The following is a 17466-nucleotide window of genomic DNA, read 5'->3' on the forward strand; positions in this document are numbered from 1 at the left end:
AAAGGAGGTAAACAGAATGGAAGCAAGACAGGAAGCTGAAGCACTGGCTATGGATATGGTGAAGCTGAGTGACGACGAGAAGAAGATCGCCATGGGTTTTATCCTCGGGATGCAGGCGGCTATTGACTTGAATGAAGCACGGGTAAAAGAAAAAATCCGCCAACAATTTGAAAAACGGGAAGCGGAGAAATATGGACCGGTGGCGTAGGTCATCCGGATTGATTGAGGACGGAAGGAGGTGAGCGAATGAATAATCTCTACAACATCGAATTTGACGATGAATTTATTTTGATTTCAGAGAGAGTGATTGAAGTTGAGGATGCCATTATTGGCGCAATAAAAAGAACGCTTCCCTTGGAAGAGCAAAGAGTGGATGTTATCAAATATTTACTTAATGATGTGGTTAATAAAATCGATTCTGCCAATGTCGTTTTATAAATGACGTTGTAGGGCCTAATCGATTCATGGAAGGAGGCGAGGAGGATGGAAGAGAGACAACGGACAACACACGAAGTGCGAACTGAAAAAAAGAAAGCCGTTGCTAAACAATTTTTAGAAGTCGGTATTAACAACGGCTTGACCGTTGGAGAGTATGTTTGTGCATTGGAATATGCAAGAAGAGAAATATATCAGTCGTTAGACATATCTTCTTTAGCCCGGTTCGATGCGAATTCATAATCATCCATTATGAGGGGCGTGGAAGTTGATGGTGGAATTTGATGGAACAAAGAGAGAAGGTGAAGCTGATGGCAACCATTAGTATTGACAGGTCTACCGGGGAAGCCACCCCGGTGGAGATTGATTTATCGGTTAAGGATGCCAGAACGGTAATGTGCATGGTGTTAACGGGAATGACACCGGATGAACTGGCAAAGGAGATGGCCACAGGACAGTGGGAATCATGCAAGGAAGCATAGGAAAAAACGGAAGATGGCATGAAACAGTAGAGGACTACGGTGAGCGAGGATTGGAATGACGGAAAATAACGAGAATAGCACGGTAGAGGTGTTATTGCGGCGAATTGAAGAAAATGGAGCGGAAAAGGCTGAATTGCAGAATCAAATCCAAACGTTAATGGGGATCAACATGGAGCTCAACAGAGAATTAGAAAAAGAAAAGGGAATTAAAAAGCGTGAGATCCCAACAACTATTGATGAAAGAAAATGGAAAGAACAGGCAGAAGCATTGATGATTGAATTAACGCAAAAGGATGTGGAGTGCAACGATTTAAAAGCAGTCGTTGAAAAGCAGAAACGGACAATGGAAAGCTGGAAATCAATGGATATGCTTCAAGAGGGTGTAAAGCGAAAACCACCCGATGATTTAGCGAGTGAGCCGCCAAAGGTGACGGTGTTGCCAGATGCCAAGATTAAGGAGGCACCCATTGAGCGGGACCGGTTTGCCAAGGAGACGGAGTTCCTTAAGAAAAAGAAGTATAAGCCGGAGCTTCAGACCCAGAAGCAAATGCGCTATGTTAAAAATGGCTGTACGCCGATTATTTGCCATAAGGAGTCCATTAAATCAATTCCGACATGGTTAGTCCATGGATCACGGGTAGGATCGATTGAAAGTGCTTTGGAAATAAGCAGAACGATTGAATAAAGGAGTAAAAAAATGACTGAGGAACAACAGACGTTGCTTAAAGAAATGGTAGATTGCGCAAAAAAAGTTGTAGAACTAACCGAAACAAACGGAAAAGCAAATGAAGCTCTGGGAGTTTGGTGTGCACGGATAGATTATGAATATGAAACGGATTCGACAAAGCGCATCCCAAAGGTGCGTGTTTACAGAGGAATTAGGAAATTAGCTGAGATGACGGGAACGGCATTGAAAAAAACAATAAATACCATAGGAAAAGAAGAATTAGCGATGGAGATTGATGGTGTTGAGTTTTCTCAGAGAGGAATATTTAAAGAGGGATGGATATATGAATAGTCAGATTAACATCGATTATTACGATGCAGCTATGGCGGTAAAGGAGATTGGGTTTAAATTGGCCGGCTTGGCCAATACTCCGGGTGTTCCAATGGAAATACTGGGAATAAATATTAGAGACAAAAGAGCGGTTGTTGATATCGGAGATGGATTTTATGATTTTGCGGATGCACTGGGGGCGAAAGTGTACCGGGTGAAGCGGACGCTATGCAATGTAGAAGAGTTTCCCTTTTCCTATCAGATTGGAATTGGCGGCGTGGTACTGCAAACACTACTGCCGAGAGAATGACAAAAATAAAAAAGAGCCCGCCGGAATGTGGCCTGGAAGCCCCGGCGGGTTACTGCTAGCACGACTAAATGCTTATTTATATTATAGCAAAGTTGAGCATGCGATGCAAGTAAAATGGCTTAAAATCGGGCTTTTTAGACTTGATTAAGGGATTAACTTTAGGTGTGTTTTGCATAAAGGAGAGAGCAACATGGCATACGTTCAGGAGATTTGCATCGCGGGGAAGGTCATCGAAGTCAGAAAATTCAACGACTGGGGGCACGGGCGCCGGCACCGGGGGCCGAGGGCAGCGAAGAAGAAACGGTCAAGCGAAAAACAGAAGAACGCCAATGAGGTAAAGGCAGAGCGTGATTTGACCCGGATACTTAATGCCGGGCTGAAGGGCGGGGACTACTACTTGACGCTGACATATAACGAAGATGAGCCAAGCCAGGACAAAGCAAAGAAAGAAATCAAGAACTGCATCAATAGGTGGAAGAATCTCTACAAGAAACATGGATTTGATTTGATGTGGCTGGCAGTGACAGAGTACGAGGACAAACGGATCCACCACCACATCGTCATGAATGCCGGGCCGGATATATTGGCGGTCATGGGGAAGTGGAAGCGTGGATTTGTAAAAGCGAGGATCGTTGACGACAGTGGACAATATTGCAAATTGGCACACTACCTTATCAAAGCGACAAGAAAGACATTTGCAAAAGAAGAATCACTCAACAAGAAACGGTGGAGCAGAAGCAGAGGAAATTGGCCGAAGCCAATCATCACAAAGACGGTGATAAAGCGGGAGCGGTGGGCGAAAGAGCCACGACCGCGAAAAGGTTATATCATCGAAAAGAAAAAAACAGTGCATGGCTATGACGATTTGGGATATCCCTATCAATTTTACAGCATGGTCAGACTGAAATAGGAGGATGCATGGATTATCTGGAATTTTTGAAATCTAAGATTGAGCTGGCAACGGATAGTGGGTTTGAGGTGGATCGGGACAAGATCAACCGAATGCTTAAGCCGCACCAGCGGGACGCGGTGGCTTGGGCATTAAAGGGCGGCCGGCGGGCGCTGTTTGAAAGCTTTGGCCTGGGGAAAACTATTCAGGAATTGGAATTCTGCCGACTGGCTGTGGATGAATTTGGAGGAAAAGCGTTAATCGTGCTGCCCCTGGGGGTGAAGCAGGAATTTACAACCGATGCGGTTGAGCTGCTGAGAATGGAGAAACCAGAGTATGTGCGGACCATGGAGGAGGTACATGGTGCATCCGGGAAAATACTATTAACGAATTATGAGCGGGTACGGGATGGTGACATTGATCCGAAGTACTTCACGGCAACATCGCTGGATGAAGCCTCAGTGCTGCGTGGGTTTGGGACAAAGACCTATCAAACATTTTTAGATAAATTTAAGGGGGTGCCCTACAAGCTGGTGGCTACGGCGACGCCAAGTCCGAATAAATATAAAGAGCTGATTCATTATGCCGGGTACCTGGAAATTATGGATACGGGCCAGGCATTAACCCGGTTCTTCCAGAGGGACAGTACGAAGGCAAATAACCTGACGCTGTACCCTAACCAAGAGGATGAGTTTTGGTTGTGGGTATCCAGCTGGGCGCTGTTTATTACAAGACCTTCGGATTTGAATCCAGGTTATTCAGATGTGGGGTATGACCTTCCACCACTGAAGGTCAATTTCCATGAGCTGCCCATTGATTACGGTGGCGTATTCCAGAAGGATGGTCAGTCGGTCATGTTCCGGGATGCCACAGCAGGACTGAGTGATGCGGCGAAAGTAAAACGGGACAGTGTAGATGTCCGAGTAGCGAAGATGAAAGAAATCGTAGAGGAAGAACCAGAAAGTCACTTTATCTTATGGCATGACCTGGAACGGGAGAGAAAGGCCATTGTGGCCGCATTGCCGGAGGCGGTGGATATCTATGGCCAACAGGATTATGACATAAGGGAACAGCGGGTGATTGATTTCTCACAGGGTAGGAACCGGCTGTTTGCAACAAAGAAAGAACTGTCAGGATCAGGATGTAATTTCCAACGGCATTGCCACCGGGCCATCTTCGTGGGGATTGATTATCAGTTTAATGATTTTATCCAGGCAGTGCACCGAATCTATCGATTCTTGCAATCCGAAGAAGTGGTGATTGACATCATCTACATGGAAAATGAGCGGGCCATCAAAGACGCCCTCATGGAAAAGTGGGAAAACCACAACTACATGGTGGATAAAATGATTGCCATCGTGAAGAAATATGGACTGAGCAGCGCGGGTAAAACAGAACGACTAAAACGAAAGATGGGAGTAGAGGAAGTGAAGGTAGAAGGCAAGCGGTATACCGCAGTTTATAACGATTGTGTCGAAGAGGTGCGGAAAATGAAGCGGGACAGCGTGGACTTGATCCACACATCCATTCCATTCTCGAACCACTATGAGTACACGCCAAATTATTCGGATTTTGGACATAATGAGGATACGGTGGCATTTTTTGAGCAGATGGACTATTTAACGCCAAATCTGCTAAAGGTGCTTAAACCGGGACGTGTGGCGGCCATCCATGTAAAAGACCGGGTGTTATTTGGAAACACCACTGGAACGGGGATGCCGACAATGGAGCCGTTCCACGTTTATACCATTAATCATTTTATAAAGCATGGATTTGCTTATTTCGGCATGATTACCGTGGTAACGGATGTGGTACGGGAGAATAACCAAACTTACCGACTGGGGTGGACGGAGCAGTGTAAGGACGGTACGAAGATGGGGGTAGGGTGCCCGGAATACATCCTGCTCTTTAGAAAACTGCCAAGCGATAAATCCACGGCCTACGCCGATGATCCGGTGAGTAAATCGAAGGACGAATATACCAGGGCACAATGGCAGATTGATGCCCATGGATACTGGAGAAGCTCCGGAGACCGACTTTTAACGAAAGATGAAGTTATGGCCATGAGCGTCAAAAACCTGCAGGCAACCTATCGCAAGTATAGTCGGGATACGGTTTACAATTATTGGGACCATGTGGGAATGGCTACCAAGCTGGATGAAAAGGGAAAGCTGCCAGCATCCTTTATGGTGGTAGCCCCGGGGAGCTGGACGGATGAGGTGTGGGATGACATCAACCGGATGCGGACGCTTAACACAACACAAAGCCGGAGAAACCAGCAGATGCATGTTTGCCCGCTTCAATTGGATATTGTGGAGCGGATTATTAACCGATATTCCAACATCGGGGACCTAGTAATGGATCCTTTTGGGGGACTGATGACCGTGCCGATGATGGCGGTAAAGATGGACCGGAGAGGATATGGAATCGAGCTAAACAAAGGGTATTTCAGGGATGGGATTGGCTATCTACAGGAAGCTGAAAATGAGAAGGAAGCACCGACATTGTTTGATTTTTTGGAACCGGACGAACAGCCAGAAGAAATGAAGAAAGCAGAATGATGGAAAGTTATGAATTTAGGCAGAAACAAAGCCTGCCATACAAGGCGAAATTGAGACATGCTGAGGTGAAGGCGTGGGAGTTTTACGACAGGGTGGAAAATTGCCATGTGAGTGTTGGGGGGCTTGACAGTATCACGCTGATTCTGTGGCTTCGTTCCATTGGCATTAATGTGCCGGCCATTAGTGTGAGTCAATTAGAGGACAAGAGTATTCAGAAGATTCATAAAAAATTAGATGTAATTCCACTTAAACCAGCAAAAAATAAGGCGAAGGTTATTGCAGAGGAAGGATTTCCGGTGATTTCAAAGCAGATTGCCGGAAAAATAAGGCTGCTACAAAATCCAACACCAGATAATAAGACTGTAAGAAATGCCATTATGACGGGGGACTGCGGGAAGCAAGGCGGGTATCGAAAAGGAACTCGGATGCGGCTGCCGCAGAAGTGGCTGGATTTATTTGCCGGGATGGAAAATGAGAAGTATGGGACGAATTACAAGGAAGCTCCATTTAAAGTATCAAATACTTGTTGCTATTGGCTGAAAGAGAAACCTTGCAATGACTATGCCAGAAAAAATAGAAGTTATCCATACCTTGGGCTTATGGCATCTGAAGGCGGGCAGCGTGAGATGGCTCTGGTAAAGCATGGGTGCAACTACTACGGGAAAACGGTAACCCGGTCGGCTCCATTCGCAATTTTTAACCGACAGGATATTCTACAGCTGGCCATTGATTTAGAGGTGCCAGTGCCGGAGATTTATGGTGAGATTGTCCGGGAACCCGATGGGACGCTCAGAACGACACGGGCGCAGCGGACAGGATGCAGCATGTGCGGATTCGGAATCCACTTAGAGAAAAGACCACACCGATTCGACATGTTACGTGAGGATAATCCAAAGGAGTGGCATTATTGGATGTACGACGTCGGGTGGGGTGAGGTGTTAGATTACATCGGAGTCGGATGGGAAGATATCCCGCCGGTTCAGCAGAGGATGGTGTTTTAAATGAAAAGATATAGAGTTATAAGAGGATTTAAATTTAGCGCAATTTATGCAGAAATTGAATTTAAAGAAGGACAAATTTGGGAATATACCACTAAATCATTTGGAAAGAATTTGTTGAGGAAAGATTTTGTAATTGCCGAGATTAACGATTTTTTATTAAATAATAATTTTGAGGAGGCGAAGGTGAAACGACTAAATCCGACGAATGGAAAGAGGTGACTAAACTAGACAGTGAAATTGAAAACCTACCACAGGAGAAGATTGGTAAATGAAAAAAAATCGAAAAGATATAACAGCGGGATTGTCTCAACTTTTGGAGCGGAGATTGAGTGGAGAGAGCGTTCGGTTCTGCCGAGAGGTTGAGTTTTTCGAACCGCATTGTCGTGTAGATTTTGTCGGTTTTAAATACATGGTAAATGGTACCGGATCAGTAGGTGGGGCAGAATGCGGTACAGCGTCATTCTATGAGGTAAAGAGCTGCATGAGCGACTTTAAAAGCGGAAACGGATTAACTTTCGACGGTGATGAGAATTGGATTGTTTGTCCTCTTGATTTAGGGATTGAGATCGTACAGACAAAGCCATTTGCGGTTGGAATCTACGTGCCAACACCTGAAGGATGCACGGTAAAACAATTTTTTGAAAGTAAAAATGAGTATCTTGGGGAAGTGGATGGATGGAGTTTGAAAATATATCAACGTGCGATGAAAAGACCTCGAAAACGATCGGTCACTGAAATTCTGGCCCAGATGGTTTACGCCGGATTATGTAATTGACAGAGATATTATGTGAAATATGATTCTGAGAATTGGAGACGAAATTGAAAAAGTATATTGAGATTAGAGGAATAATTGGAATGCCGGAAGGAAAAGACCAAGATGTCTTTGTAGAAGAGTTAGTGGGGTTCTTGAAGAACAAACGCTGTAAAATGGGTGGATACCTTAAAGATATCAGCGATGTTGATGGAAGACATAACGATATTATGTGTAATGATGAGTTTATTACAAAGATGCTGGCGCATTACAGATTTGGAGGGAGAAATGCCAAGAATTACAAGTAAGTGCAAAAATAAAGAATGTGGAAATTATATCAATGATATACCAAACGGATGTAGGGCGTTACGGTCGCTGCCAAAATGTGAATGTAAGTTTGCGGGGACACATCACGATGCTGTGGATGCGGATAAGAAATCATATTTAGAGGATCGAACAAAAAATATGTTGAGTCCGGAAGCATACATTAGATCAAAACAATGGGTCGTAGCAACAGCAGAAGAACTATATGAGGCTTTGAAATAAAATGAACAAAGAAAAAGAGTTAACAATAATCGTAAAATCAGAAAACACCAATATTTCTATTGAAGAGATGGCATCATCGCTAGAACAATGCTGTAAAGAAATAGGGATGAGCTGCCAAGTGATTGAAGAAAGATGCCAGGAAAATAACACTGTTAAAATATTTGGGAATGCCATTGAAAAATATGGAATAGAGGCTCAAAGCGATGTTGCAATAGAAGAGATGGCGGAATTGATTCAAGCCATTGTTAAATTTAGGAGATATGGTAAATCAGAAAATGCAACAGAATATCTGGATGAAGTCATTGAGGAAAAAGAGGATGTTAAGATAATGATGGATCAGCTGGATTTGATCTATGGCGATAGTAGAGAAATGCGAGATTGGAAGGTAAATCGATTGTCACGAAGATTAGAGGACCAGAGTGAATAGGAAAAAGAGGTGGGCCGTTATTATGGTCGCATTGGTACTTATGATGTTGGCATTGGGGGCAATAATAGAGTTTGAATACCAAAGACCAACAATTGAAACAAAGCGGCGGGTTTATGTGGTTCCGTGGCCATGGAAGCTTGAGTGGGATGGGAATGGATTTATCATGCGTTTGGAAGTTAAGGAGTAGAGGAAAAATGAAATATGTGGCATATTTTAATCCAAATGGATTTATGAATATCGAATCGGGCAGTAGCAAAGCAGCGGCAGAGATAGCCTACAAGGAAGCATATAAAGAAGGGAAAAGTATCAAAAGTATTTATCGGGTAATGAATGATGGAAAAGCTATTGCTCAAATAGATTTCTCGGCATTGGAAATTGGAAGCTGACTGGTGGAGAAAAATGAACCCAGTATTTAAACCAATCAAAATAACAGACTTAGAGGAATACAAAATAGCTGAGGGAATAACACACATGGATAAGATCTGCGGAACGTGCCACTATTATAAGAACGGGCACTGCACACGGATGAGGTATGAGTACTATATGAAAGAGGGTTTTGTGGTTTTGCCTGAAAATGAGGCATGTACATCATGGAGACATCGATGACAAAAAAAGAGTTATCTCAACTTTATTGGCTCAACAAAGAAATTAAACAGTACAAAAAAAAGCTGAAGGAACTCGAAGATTCAGCGACTAATGACACGAGCGGAGAAATAACAGGGATGCCGAATGGGCATAGGTGCACAGATAAGATAGGGAATTGCGCGGCTGAGATTGGAGATCTGAAAGCATTAATTAAATTAAGCATGCACAAAAGATTATATGAACTCAATCGGCTAAATCGCTTTATCAATTTGGTTGAGGATTCCGAAATGAGGACTATACTTAATCTCTATTATGTTGACGGAATGAATTGGAGAGAAATAGCGATGGATTTAGGATATGCGGACGAAAGTGTGCCAAGGAAGAGACATGATCGTTTCTTGAAAATGACCGAAAAATCCGGATGAAATTGTGATAATATATAACATGAGAAAAGCGTAAATTGTCATACTCTCCTTCGGGCACTCTGCTGCAACAGAGTGTCCTTTTTTATACAACATCGTAACAGATTCACTACCATCGGTTATGCCGATGTTTTTTTATGGAGAAAATAATAATGATCAGAAGAACATGTCCAAGATGTGGGAATAAAGTGGAGGTTGGAAAGGAGTGCAAGTGCAATGACAGCGCAAGGAAGAAAAGAGATAGAGAATATTATAAACAACGAAAGGATGTAGAGGAACAGAGGATATACACATCATCCAGGTGGAAGAAGGTAAGAGACAAAGCAATGGAGCGTGACGTTGGCATGTGCCGATGCTGCTTTAAAAAAGGGGAAATAAGAGCAGCAGAGGTAATACACCACATAGAACCAATCAAAGAAGGCGGAAGTATTTACGACTTAAACAACCTGATAGCGATGTGTGCAAAATGTCACAATAAAACACATAAAACTTACGAAAGTAACGAAAGAATGGAAGAAATAAAGAGATTGGCGGGGATACCCCCGGTGTCTAAAAACTTTTAAGTGGGTTTAAAAAGTCGCACTCCCAACTTTCCGCACACGATTTTCCCAAAATGAACCAAACTGTCGAAAGGAGGGAGAAAATGGCAAGAAGTCGAAAACCAGCCGAACTAAAATCAAAGCATTTAACCGAAGAAGAACGGCTAAATGACGGGCTTATTCAATCAGAAGATAAGAAAGTATTAAGGGAAAAGTTCAGAAATCCACCAACATGGATGAACAAAGAATCCAAGGCAGAATATCGACGGATCATTAAAGTTCTTGACGGTTTGGATTATATTTCGGATGCGGATATTAATAATTTGGCGGGGTATTGCAATGCATTTGTGGCGTATCGGCGGGTAACAAAAGAACTTGACGATGAGGATTTAACAATTTTACAGATCAATGCAAGAGGGGATGAAAAAGAAGTTAAAAACCCGAAGATATCGATACAAGCGGCATATGCGGAAGAAATGCGAAAGTTCGCCGCCCTTTTGGGATTGACCATCGACTCAAGATTAAAGATAGCATCAATGAAGGTCAAGGAGAAGAAGGATGAAGTTGAAGAGCTCTTTGGAGACATCTAGATACCCAATCCTAAATGAAATTACAAAATACGCAAAAGATTGTATTGAAAGAAAAATACCGTCTGGGCTGTCGCATAAATGGGCATGTCAACGACTGTTGAGGGATATTAAATCCGATAAGTGGGATTGGAGCGAACTGGAAGCTAAGCGCATTGTAGAATGGTTTGCGCTACTTAGGCACAGCAAGGGTGTTTTAGCTGGAATGCCAATCATATTAACAGATTGGCAGAAATTCAGGATTTGCCAGCTGTATGGATGGCGGCGTAAAGATAATGGATTAAGGCGATTTACGAGGTCTTACACACAGGTTGGAAGAAAGAACGCAAAGTCCCAGGAAGAAGCAGGAATCGCACTGTATGAAATATCCTATGGGGCCACTAAAAATAAGGAACATTATGAGTGCTACACTGTTGGCGTCAAGCGGGATCAATCAAAACTGGTGTTTGAAGAAGCGATATTGATGCTGCGGGGGTCAATCCTTCAGAGCAAATTTATCTGCACCAGGGATAAGATTACCCATAAAAAAACGGGAAGCTTTATAAAACCGCTTAGTAAAGAAGATCGAAAATCGGGAGATGGGACAAACCCGGCAGTTTATATTGTCGATGAATACCACCAACACCCAACGGATGAGTTTTATCAGGTTGGTGCCCAGGGCATGAATACGAAAGAAGGGCTGTTGATGATTATCACAACAGCTGGAATTGATTTGACGTATCCGTGCTATGTGCAGGAATACAAATACTGCAAACGCATTTTGAATCCAGATTTGGAGGATGAGAATGAACAATACTTCGTGGATATTTGTGAGATGGATGAAGGGGACGACATCAGTGACAAAAAGAACTGGTTTAAAGCAAATCCGATTCGCATGAGCTACCCAAAAGGGGTAGAGCTCATTGAACAAAATTATAAAGAAGCCTGTGGGATGCCTGAGAAGATGCCGCTTTTTTTAACAAAATCGCTCAATAAATGGGTGATGGCCAAAGAATCGGGATATATGGACCTGAAAAAATGGAATGAATGCATTGTTGATACTATTCAGATTCCATTAACGGGAAGGAAAGTATATGTGGGCGTCGATATGTCTTCCAAAATCGACATGACATCAGTGGCCTTCATCTTCCCAATAGATCTAGATGGCGTCAGGAAATATGCCGTGAAAGTACACAGTTTTGCACCCAATGAAGAGAAGATATTAGAGCGGCAGATAAAAGATCGAAAGCCTTATATCAGTTGGTTTAAAAGAGGGTTCATTACATCGACAGAATCACCGGTTGTTGACCAGCGGGTGGTGATTGATTATGTGATCAATGCGTGTAAAAGCAATAACTGGGAGATTGAATGTTTTGCGGTTGACCCGAATAATGCAACGATGTTTGAGACGACGGTTTCGGATATGGGGTATGAGGTAGAGGAAGTCTATCAATCCCATAAAAGCTTAAATGATTCTACGAAGGGATTTAGAGATGAAGTATACCAGGGGAATGTCATTGTGGAGGATAACCCGGTCCTTAATTTTTCAATAAGCAATGCCGTGATCAGAGTTTCTAATGGGTTTATAAAGATTGATAAAGACGCAACAGAAAAAAAGATCGACCCGGTAGATGCCATATTGTGTGGTTTTAAACTGGCAATGAGTTATAAAGAATACGATTGGAATGATTGGACGATGTGATGAATGATGTATTAATTATTATTGGGTTCGTGCTGCTGGTTGTTGGACTTTACTTGTTTGTATCGGTAGCGGCGGCGGTATTTGGTTTATCGGTAATATGCATAGCGGCAGGGGTGATCCTGTCTTATATCAAGGGAAGGGGGAATTAGGTGTTTGAAAAGTTATTTCTAAAGAATAGCGCACCGGTTGAACAGGTTCTATCAAGACTGGAAACACCGGAACAGTGGCTTATTGAAGCAATTGGGCGGCCAAAGGCAGCAGATAATTTGGCGTCGAATATTTCAGCGGTGCAGCGTTGCCTGGCGGTGCGGGCCAATACGGTCTCCAAACTGCCGATTCAGGTGTTTAGAAGGGCCGGTGGTGGAAGGGAGAGGATACGGGATCCGTCCGTTGTTGATTTGCTGGAGAAAAGGCCAAATAAAACAACGACACCATCCCAACTTAAGAAAATGATTTCGGTGGATATTGATACTTGGGGGAATGCCTACGTCCTTATCGAAGGAAACAGAGAGGCCCTTAGGCGGCTTGAACCGTGGCTTGTCGATGTGACGTTGATGGACGACCGCTCATTGACCTACACCTACGCTGATCCAGTATCGGGAGGAAGAGTAACCTACACTTATTTGCAGATCATGCATTTTAAGGAGCTGGGGAATAACTCGTACAAGGGCAGGTCCAAGATTGAAAATGCAAGATTGACGATCAGTAATGATTATAATGCCAATGCTTTGCTTGAAAAGTACTACGAACGCGGAACACTGAGCAATGCCATTTTAATGAGTCCGAATGATTTAAATGGAGAAGTGAAAAATAAAATCCGTGAAGAGTGGATAAAGCATAACAGCGGTGTACAAAAAGCATTCGACATTCCAGTGCTGGACAGAAGTCTGGAATACAAAGAAATATCAATGAGCTTTGCGGATGCCCAGTTCCTGGCTATGCGGAAGTTTTCGGTGGAGGAAATCGGACGCTTTTTCAACATCCCACCACATAAGCTTGGGATTATGGATGGTGCAAAATTTAATAATGTCCAGTCTCAAAACGAAGATTTCATTGGGAATGAGATTCAACCACTGCTGACTGATATTGAAGAAGAAATGGATTTTAAATATTTCTATATCCGAGAGAAGCGGGAGGGTCTATTCACAAGGTTTAATATGGAGGCGGCCTTAAGGGCTGCACCAGAAGCTAGATCGAACTACTATGAAAAAATGCGGAACCTCGGAGCTATCAATGTCAATGAAATCAGAGGGAAAGAGGATATGGATGGAATCGGAGAGGATGGTGATATTTATTGGGGGAATTTGAACTTCGTTCCTATGGATATTATCAGAGAATATCAGCTTAAAAATAAAAGAGGTGAACAGAATGGAAAGAATGCTGAACCTGAAGATGAATAATGAAACCGGAGAGGCATCGATTTATCTTTACGGGGAGATCCTCGGGAATCGGAAAGATTGGAAGTGGTGCGAAGATGACATGGCACCAAAAGAGATTATTGACGCATTGCGGCCAATTGATGATGCGTCCGCTGTTGACATTTATTTTAATTCACCCGGTGGAGATTGCTGGGGCGGAATGGCCATCGCCAATGAGCTTGAACGGAAAAAGTGCAAGAAAACAGCCCATATTGATGGAGTGTGTGCTTCCATTGCATCGGTGATTGCCATGTATTGCGATGAAATCATTATGCCGAAGAATGCGCAGCTTATGATTCATAAGCCGACGGTGAGCGGATGGTTAAATGCGAATGCGGATGGACTTAGAAAAATGGCAGACCGGATGGATGCGACGCAGAATCAGATTGTTGATGCGTACATGCGAAAAGCCATTAAGGGTAAAGATGAGATTGAAAAACTGGTTAATGAGGAAACGTGGTTTTATGGGTCCGAGGCGGCAGATGTCTTTAATGTGACGGTAGTGGATGAGGTCAATATCCAAAATTGTTATTCGCCATTGTTTGATAGCTATAAGCGACGTCCAGAAGAAATCGCGATAGAGCACGAACGAGCAAAATTAAATTTATTAAAGGAGATTTATCAAAAATGACAAAATTACAAGAATTAGAAAATGAACGCCAGGGGCTGCTAAATAAGGTTGATGTCGTTACTCAATCCGGGTCAGTCAAAGACATGCAAGAGTTGACGGCCGAACTGGAACGGGTCAACGCTCAGATTGAATTGGAAAGAATTACCCCAGCGGCAAAGCCAGTAGATCCGATTGCTGAACCAATGGAGGATACCGTTGAACTGTTTATGGGGGCTATTCGGGGAACCATTGATTTAAATCCGAAAACAAATCCACAAATTAAAAATGTCATGGTCGAGGGGACCGATAGTGCCGGGGGATATACAGTGCCGGAAGATGTTCAAACAAGAATCATCGAATTCCAGCGGAAAAAGTTTGATATCCGTCCATACCTCAACATTGAGACGGTGAGTACGGAAAGCGGAAAACGAACCGTAAGGACGAATAAACCACAAGCCTCTGGGTTTGCGTCTGTGGCTGAAAATGCGCAAATTCAGGCACACCACGAACCGACATTTGGACAGATAAGTTACAAAATTCAAAAATATGCGGGGTATATTCCGGTGACCAACGAGCTTATTGACGATTCCACGGAAAACTTTGTGTCTTACCTATCCAAATGGATGGGCGAAGGTGAAGTCAATACATACAACTACAGGGTTTTTAATGGGACGGGAAGCAATGATGCTGAAGGTATCTTAACCGAAATGACGACAACTGGGAAATTAAAAGATGTTTTCGAAAAGAAAACAGATGCCCCAACCATTGAAGACTTCAAGAAGGTTTTCAATACAAAGCTTAACACGATCGTTGAGGATGATCTGAAGATTTTCACAACGCCTACTGGATATAACTTCCTGGATAATTTGAAGAACGACGGGAAGCCAGCGTTACAACCAGATCCAACAAAGAAATCGGGATACGTGTTTTTAGGATATGAAATTGTTTGTGTGCCGGGTGAGTTTCTGAAGGAAGTAGAAGTAACAGCATCATCAACAACGACAAAATACACACCATTTATTATGGGGGATTTAAGCCAACTTTACACGTTGTTTGACCGGAAAATGATGTCCGTTGAAACGACGCGGATCGGTGGGGATGCGTGGCGGAAAGACCTTACAGAAATTAAGGGCGTTTTCCGGTTTGATGGAAAGCTGATCGACTGTGAATCCGTTTATGCGCTGCTGGTTGATACCACGAAACTCTAATGAATCGGGAAGATGTAAAAAAATATCTCCGGGTTGACTATAACGATGATGATGAACTGATTGAGAAGTTTATGAATGCGGCTAATGAGGAATTGGCCGCATCAATTGATGGATATGACAAAAACGTACGGTCAGCTTCCCAGGAAATTATTATTTGCGCCATGGTGATGGAGATGTATGACAACAGAGGACTAAATGGATCCAACAAAGGATATTCGAGGATGGTTCGGTCGATGATTGACCATGAAAAATATAAGTAGGTGCCTATGGATGCCGTTATCAAAATCATAAAAGAGCCGGAGGTAATCCGTGTGAACGGGAAACCGGTTGAACAAGACCCAATAAAAGTGCGGGAATGTTGGGCGGCAATCAATACCCTTAAAAAAAATGAGCTCTATAATGCCATGCAGCTGCAAATGAACACGGCCATGACCTTTGACATTCGATATTGTAAAGCAATGGATGAGGTGTTTTCCGGAAAAGGATATGAGGTCATCTGGAACGGCCGACGGTTTAAGATCTATGACATTGATTTTCTGGACAAGCAAAAGCGAACACTCCGAATCCGGGCTGAGGCGGTGTCTTAATGCAGATTACGATTAATAGTAATGAATTTGAAAAACTACAGAACCGACTCATCACAATCGGGTCTGAAACGCTGGTTGGAAAGATCAATCGAAGGATTGTTTTATCTGGGCAGGAGTATGGTGCAAAGCTGACAGAGAAAAAAGCCCCACGTTCAAAGGACCATAGTAAATCGGGGCCGCAGCGTGGTAGTGGACGGCAAACGCCACCGGGCCATGCGGCGGACAATGTGGCGATTGGGAAGGTATCAAAGAAGGGGTACCGGTACAGCGGAAATATTGGGTGGGAACCAGAGGATGACAGCCCGCATTTTTATGAAAGATTTCCGATTTATGGGGCGGAAAACTTACGGGAGCAGAAAACATTTGAACCCATTAAAGCGGATGTTGAGCAATATATCAAACGAATGACAGAAGCTGAATATGAGGCGGCAATAAAGGAGGCGATTGGGTGACGCTGAGTGATTTGATTTACAAATTAACGGAGGATATCCCGAACATCTTTGAAAGTTGGTACAGGCAGGAACTGGATAAAACCCATGGAGTGTTCCAGCAGATCAGCGAGGAGCCACAGGTATATGCCGATGGGTATTATGATTCCGTGGAGCACACATACCGGTTCGACGTGTTTTCATCGTCCATCGATGAGGCGGACGCTGTTATGAAAAAAATAAGGGCAGCTCTTGAATCTGGGGGATTTATCTGGCAGGGGACGCAATTTGAGTATTTAAGTGAGATTGACTATTACCATAATAGTCAGAAATTTTTAATTTTAACGGAGGAAAACAATGGCTGAGGTAAAAATAATCACAAAATCAAGAACCAGAAACTTATATGGGTTGCAATATGCAAAGGTAACAGCAGATACAGAGGATACATATACTGCCGGAGATAAGATTGATCTGAAAGGGGCAATTAAAGCGAAGCTTTCAGATAAGTATGAGAGCGAAATGGTTTATTCTGACGGAACGGTTGAAGAAGTTTTAGGGGAATTCACTGAAGGTGATATCGAGCTTGAAATCAGCCGGTTGATTCCACAGGAAAGAGAAGCTCTTCTGAATCAGCTGTACAAAGAAGGATTCTTAATCAAATCAGAAGACGATAACCCTGGAAAGGTTGCGATATCCTTTATTTCTGAGATGAAGGATGGAAAGCAGGAATTTACTCAACTGTATTGTGTGACTTTTAACCAGGGCGATGAGGTCGAATATAACACAAAAGAGGATAAAATCCAGACAAAAACAAACACATTAAAAGGGAAATACTATGCTAGAAAGAAACCTATTGTGATTGATGGCGAAAGTCGGAATCCTTACGCTGTTGTTTTGGATGAAGAACAAATGGAGGCGACGTATACTAATGCGGCAGATGCTATTACAGCGTGGAGGACGAAAGTTGTTGAGCCTAAATTTGGAGCAACGGTATAGGAGGCA

29 protein-coding genes are annotated in these 17466 nt (G+C 43.2%); all 29 read left to right on the forward strand.

The genetic code is table 11. The features are described from left to right. Positions 1–16: 16 nt before the first annotated feature. Complete coding sequence (locus BLU30_RS01520) at positions 17–208, forward strand: hypothetical protein (RefSeq protein WP_090242769.1); 192 nt, start codon at positions 17–19, stop codon at positions 206–208. Positions 209–246: 38 nt separating this feature from the next. Next, on the forward strand, positions 247–438 hold the full coding sequence (locus BLU30_RS01525; protein ID WP_090242771.1) for a hypothetical protein: 192 nt from the start codon (positions 247–249) through the stop codon (positions 436–438). Between the two features lie 45 nt (positions 439–483). Beyond that, a complete protein-coding gene (locus BLU30_RS01530; protein ID WP_090242773.1) occupies positions 484–678 on the forward strand; it encodes a hypothetical protein in 195 nt (64 codons plus the stop codon). Positions 679–719: 41 nt separating this feature from the next. After that, positions 720–917 (forward strand): hypothetical protein, encoded by a 198-nt coding sequence (locus BLU30_RS01535; protein ID WP_090242775.1) that lies wholly within the window; start codon positions 720–722, stop codon positions 915–917. A 55-nt stretch (positions 918–972) separates the two neighbouring features. Continuing rightward, the gene (locus BLU30_RS01540; RefSeq protein ID WP_090242777.1) at positions 973–1602 is read left to right on the forward strand and encodes a hypothetical protein; all 630 of its coding nucleotides are present in this window, start codon (positions 973–975) and stop codon (positions 1600–1602) included. 12 nt (positions 1603–1614) lie between these two features. Beyond that, positions 1615–1935, forward strand: coding sequence for a hypothetical protein (locus tag BLU30_RS01545; protein WP_090242779.1), 321 nt, complete (start codon positions 1615–1617; stop codon positions 1933–1935). Continuing rightward, positions 1928–2224: a hypothetical protein gene (locus tag BLU30_RS01550; RefSeq protein ID WP_090242781.1), complete on the forward strand. Its 297-nt coding sequence runs from the start codon at positions 1928–1930 to the stop codon at positions 2222–2224. The genes BLU30_RS01545 and BLU30_RS01550 overlap by 8 nt, the downstream gene beginning before the upstream one ends. 190 nt (positions 2225–2414) lie before the next feature. After that, positions 2415–3134: a rolling circle replication-associated protein gene (locus tag BLU30_RS01555; protein WP_090242783.1), complete on the forward strand. Its 720-nt coding sequence runs from the start codon at positions 2415–2417 to the stop codon at positions 3132–3134. Between the two features lie 8 nt (positions 3135–3142). Further along, on the forward strand, positions 3143–5674 hold the full coding sequence (locus BLU30_RS01560) for a DNA methyltransferase (RefSeq protein WP_090242785.1): 2532 nt from the start codon (positions 3143–3145) through the stop codon (positions 5672–5674). Continuing rightward, positions 5671–6675 (forward strand): hypothetical protein, encoded by a 1005-nt coding sequence (locus tag BLU30_RS01565; protein ID WP_090242787.1) that lies wholly within the window; start codon positions 5671–5673, stop codon positions 6673–6675. The genes BLU30_RS01560 and BLU30_RS01565 overlap by 4 nt, the downstream gene beginning before the upstream one ends. Continuing rightward, a complete protein-coding gene (locus tag BLU30_RS01570; RefSeq protein WP_090242788.1) occupies positions 6676–6894 on the forward strand; it encodes a hypothetical protein in 219 nt (72 codons plus the stop codon). A 49-nt stretch (positions 6895–6943) separates the two neighbouring features. Then, positions 6944–7450, forward strand: a complete 507-nt coding sequence (locus tag BLU30_RS01575; protein WP_090242790.1) for a hypothetical protein — start codon at positions 6944–6946, stop codon at positions 7448–7450. Positions 7451–7494: 44 nt separating this feature from the next. Then, positions 7495–7734, forward strand: coding sequence for a hypothetical protein (locus BLU30_RS01580; protein ID WP_090242792.1), 240 nt, complete (start codon positions 7495–7497; stop codon positions 7732–7734). Continuing rightward, entirely contained in the window at positions 7715–7972 is a 258-nt protein-coding gene (locus BLU30_RS01585) for a hypothetical protein (protein WP_090242794.1), read from the forward strand. Before BLU30_RS01580 ends, BLU30_RS01585 begins: the two co-directional genes overlap by 20 nt. A gap of 1 nt (position 7973) precedes the next feature. Continuing rightward, a complete protein-coding gene (locus BLU30_RS01590) occupies positions 7974–8399 on the forward strand; it encodes a nucleoside triphosphate pyrophosphohydrolase family protein (protein ID WP_090242796.1) in 426 nt (141 codons plus the stop codon). Between the two features lie 71 nt (positions 8400–8470). After that, positions 8471–8785 carry a hypothetical protein gene (locus BLU30_RS14070; RefSeq protein ID WP_143024187.1) on the forward strand — a complete coding sequence of 105 codons (315 nt, stop codon included), beginning with the start codon at positions 8471–8473 and terminating at the stop codon, positions 8783–8785. 216 nt (positions 8786–9001) lie between these two features. Continuing rightward, positions 9002–9409 (forward strand): hypothetical protein, encoded by a 408-nt coding sequence (locus tag BLU30_RS01610; protein ID WP_090242804.1) that lies wholly within the window; start codon positions 9002–9004, stop codon positions 9407–9409. A gap of 149 nt (positions 9410–9558) precedes the next feature. After that, positions 9559–9969 carry an HNH endonuclease gene (locus BLU30_RS01615; protein ID WP_176770792.1) on the forward strand — a complete coding sequence of 137 codons (411 nt, stop codon included), beginning with the start codon at positions 9559–9561 and terminating at the stop codon, positions 9967–9969. An 80-nt stretch (positions 9970–10049) separates the two neighbouring features. Then, the gene (locus BLU30_RS01620) at positions 10050–10535 is read left to right on the forward strand and encodes a phage terminase small subunit P27 family (RefSeq protein WP_176770793.1); all 486 of its coding nucleotides are present in this window, start codon (positions 10050–10052) and stop codon (positions 10533–10535) included. Continuing rightward, positions 10504–12213 carry a terminase large subunit gene (locus BLU30_RS01625; RefSeq protein WP_090242810.1) on the forward strand — a complete coding sequence of 570 codons (1710 nt, stop codon included), beginning with the start codon at positions 10504–10506 and terminating at the stop codon, positions 12211–12213. Before BLU30_RS01620 ends, BLU30_RS01625 begins: the two co-directional genes overlap by 32 nt. Beyond that, positions 12213–12362, forward strand: a complete 150-nt coding sequence (locus BLU30_RS14175; protein ID WP_176770794.1) for a hypothetical protein — start codon at positions 12213–12215, stop codon at positions 12360–12362. Before BLU30_RS01625 ends, BLU30_RS14175 begins: the two co-directional genes overlap by 1 nt. Next, positions 12363–13613, forward strand: a complete 1251-nt coding sequence (locus BLU30_RS01630; RefSeq protein ID WP_090242811.1) for a phage portal protein — start codon at positions 12363–12365, stop codon at positions 13611–13613. Next, positions 13582–14262 (forward strand): head maturation protease, ClpP-related, encoded by a 681-nt coding sequence (locus tag BLU30_RS01635; protein WP_090242813.1) that lies wholly within the window; start codon positions 13582–13584, stop codon positions 14260–14262. Before BLU30_RS01630 ends, BLU30_RS01635 begins: the two co-directional genes overlap by 32 nt. Then, positions 14259–15449, forward strand: coding sequence for a phage major capsid protein (locus tag BLU30_RS01640; protein WP_090242815.1), 1191 nt, complete (start codon positions 14259–14261; stop codon positions 15447–15449). The genes BLU30_RS01635 and BLU30_RS01640 overlap by 4 nt, the downstream gene beginning before the upstream one ends. After that, positions 15449–15709 carry a head-tail connector protein gene (locus BLU30_RS01645; RefSeq protein WP_090242816.1) on the forward strand — a complete coding sequence of 87 codons (261 nt, stop codon included), beginning with the start codon at positions 15449–15451 and terminating at the stop codon, positions 15707–15709. The genes BLU30_RS01640 and BLU30_RS01645 overlap by 1 nt, the downstream gene beginning before the upstream one ends. 6 nt (positions 15710–15715) lie before the next feature. Next, the gene (locus BLU30_RS01650; protein WP_090242818.1) at positions 15716–16036 is read left to right on the forward strand and encodes a phage head closure protein; all 321 of its coding nucleotides are present in this window, start codon (positions 15716–15718) and stop codon (positions 16034–16036) included. After that, complete coding sequence (locus tag BLU30_RS01655) at positions 16036–16488, forward strand: hypothetical protein (RefSeq protein ID WP_090242820.1); 453 nt, start codon at positions 16036–16038, stop codon at positions 16486–16488. Before BLU30_RS01650 ends, BLU30_RS01655 begins: the two co-directional genes overlap by 1 nt. Continuing rightward, positions 16485–16829 (forward strand): gp17 family tail completion protein, encoded by a 345-nt coding sequence (locus BLU30_RS01660; RefSeq protein ID WP_090242822.1) that lies wholly within the window; start codon positions 16485–16487, stop codon positions 16827–16829. The genes BLU30_RS01655 and BLU30_RS01660 overlap by 4 nt, the downstream gene beginning before the upstream one ends. Beyond that, positions 16822–17460: a major tail protein gene (locus tag BLU30_RS01665; RefSeq protein ID WP_090242824.1), complete on the forward strand. Its 639-nt coding sequence runs from the start codon at positions 16822–16824 to the stop codon at positions 17458–17460. The genes BLU30_RS01660 and BLU30_RS01665 overlap by 8 nt, the downstream gene beginning before the upstream one ends. The last annotated feature ends 6 nt before the right edge of the window (positions 17461–17466 follow it).

This window comes from Eubacterium barkeri, from assembly GCF_900107125.1.
Lineage (GTDB): Bacteria > Bacillota > Clostridia > Eubacteriales > Eubacteriaceae > Eubacterium_O > Eubacterium_O barkeri.

Excerpts from the sequence above, each read along its gene's own strand:
- BLU30_RS01560 (WP_090242785.1), top strand. The coding sequence starts at position 3,143 with ATGGATTATCTGGAATTTTTGAAATCTAAGATTGAGCTGGCAACGGAT.
- BLU30_RS01570 (WP_090242788.1), top strand. The coding sequence starts at position 6,676 with ATGAAAAGATATAGAGTTATAAGAGGATTTAAATTTAGCGCAATTTAT.
- BLU30_RS01525 (WP_090242771.1), top strand. The coding sequence starts at position 247 with ATGAATAATCTCTACAACATCGAATTTGACGATGAATTTATTTTGATT.
- BLU30_RS14175 (WP_176770794.1), top strand. The coding sequence starts at position 12,213 with ATGAATGATGTATTAATTATTATTGGGTTCGTGCTGCTGGTTGTTGGA.
- BLU30_RS01530 (WP_090242773.1), top strand. The coding sequence starts at position 484 with ATGGAAGAGAGACAACGGACAACACACGAAGTGCGAACTGAAAAAAAG.
- BLU30_RS01545 (WP_090242779.1), top strand. The coding sequence starts at position 1,615 with ATGACTGAGGAACAACAGACGTTGCTTAAAGAAATGGTAGATTGCGCA.
- BLU30_RS01550 (WP_090242781.1), top strand. The coding sequence starts at position 1,928 with ATGAATAGTCAGATTAACATCGATTATTACGATGCAGCTATGGCGGTA.
- BLU30_RS01615 (WP_176770792.1), top strand. The coding sequence starts at position 9,559 with ATGATCAGAAGAACATGTCCAAGATGTGGGAATAAAGTGGAGGTTGGA.
- BLU30_RS01625 (WP_090242810.1), top strand. The coding sequence starts at position 10,504 with ATGAAGTTGAAGAGCTCTTTGGAGACATCTAGATACCCAATCCTAAAT.
- BLU30_RS01610 (WP_090242804.1), top strand. The coding sequence starts at position 9,002 with ATGACAAAAAAAGAGTTATCTCAACTTTATTGGCTCAACAAAGAAATT.
- BLU30_RS01645 (WP_090242816.1), top strand. The coding sequence starts at position 15,449 with ATGAATCGGGAAGATGTAAAAAAATATCTCCGGGTTGACTATAACGAT.
- BLU30_RS01590 (WP_090242796.1), top strand. The coding sequence starts at position 7,974 with ATGAACAAAGAAAAAGAGTTAACAATAATCGTAAAATCAGAAAACACC.
- BLU30_RS01665 (WP_090242824.1), top strand. The coding sequence starts at position 16,822 with ATGGCTGAGGTAAAAATAATCACAAAATCAAGAACCAGAAACTTATAT.
- BLU30_RS01535 (WP_090242775.1), top strand. The coding sequence starts at position 720 with ATGGAACAAAGAGAGAAGGTGAAGCTGATGGCAACCATTAGTATTGAC.
- BLU30_RS01620 (WP_176770793.1), top strand. The coding sequence starts at position 10,050 with ATGGCAAGAAGTCGAAAACCAGCCGAACTAAAATCAAAGCATTTAACC.
- BLU30_RS01655 (WP_090242820.1), top strand. The coding sequence starts at position 16,036 with ATGCAGATTACGATTAATAGTAATGAATTTGAAAAACTACAGAACCGA.
- BLU30_RS01565 (WP_090242787.1), top strand. The coding sequence starts at position 5,671 with ATGATGGAAAGTTATGAATTTAGGCAGAAACAAAGCCTGCCATACAAG.
- BLU30_RS01555 (WP_090242783.1), top strand. The coding sequence starts at position 2,415 with ATGGCATACGTTCAGGAGATTTGCATCGCGGGGAAGGTCATCGAAGTC.
- BLU30_RS01635 (WP_090242813.1), top strand. The coding sequence starts at position 13,582 with ATGGAAAGAATGCTGAACCTGAAGATGAATAATGAAACCGGAGAGGCA.
- BLU30_RS01640 (WP_090242815.1), top strand. The coding sequence starts at position 14,259 with ATGACAAAATTACAAGAATTAGAAAATGAACGCCAGGGGCTGCTAAAT.
- BLU30_RS01520 (WP_090242769.1), top strand. The coding sequence starts at position 17 with ATGGAAGCAAGACAGGAAGCTGAAGCACTGGCTATGGATATGGTGAAG.
- BLU30_RS01575 (WP_090242790.1), top strand. The coding sequence starts at position 6,944 with ATGAAAAAAAATCGAAAAGATATAACAGCGGGATTGTCTCAACTTTTG.
- BLU30_RS01585 (WP_090242794.1), top strand. The coding sequence starts at position 7,715 with ATGCCAAGAATTACAAGTAAGTGCAAAAATAAAGAATGTGGAAATTAT.
- BLU30_RS01540 (WP_090242777.1), top strand. The coding sequence starts at position 973 with ATGACGGAAAATAACGAGAATAGCACGGTAGAGGTGTTATTGCGGCGA.
- BLU30_RS01650 (WP_090242818.1), top strand. The coding sequence starts at position 15,716 with ATGGATGCCGTTATCAAAATCATAAAAGAGCCGGAGGTAATCCGTGTG.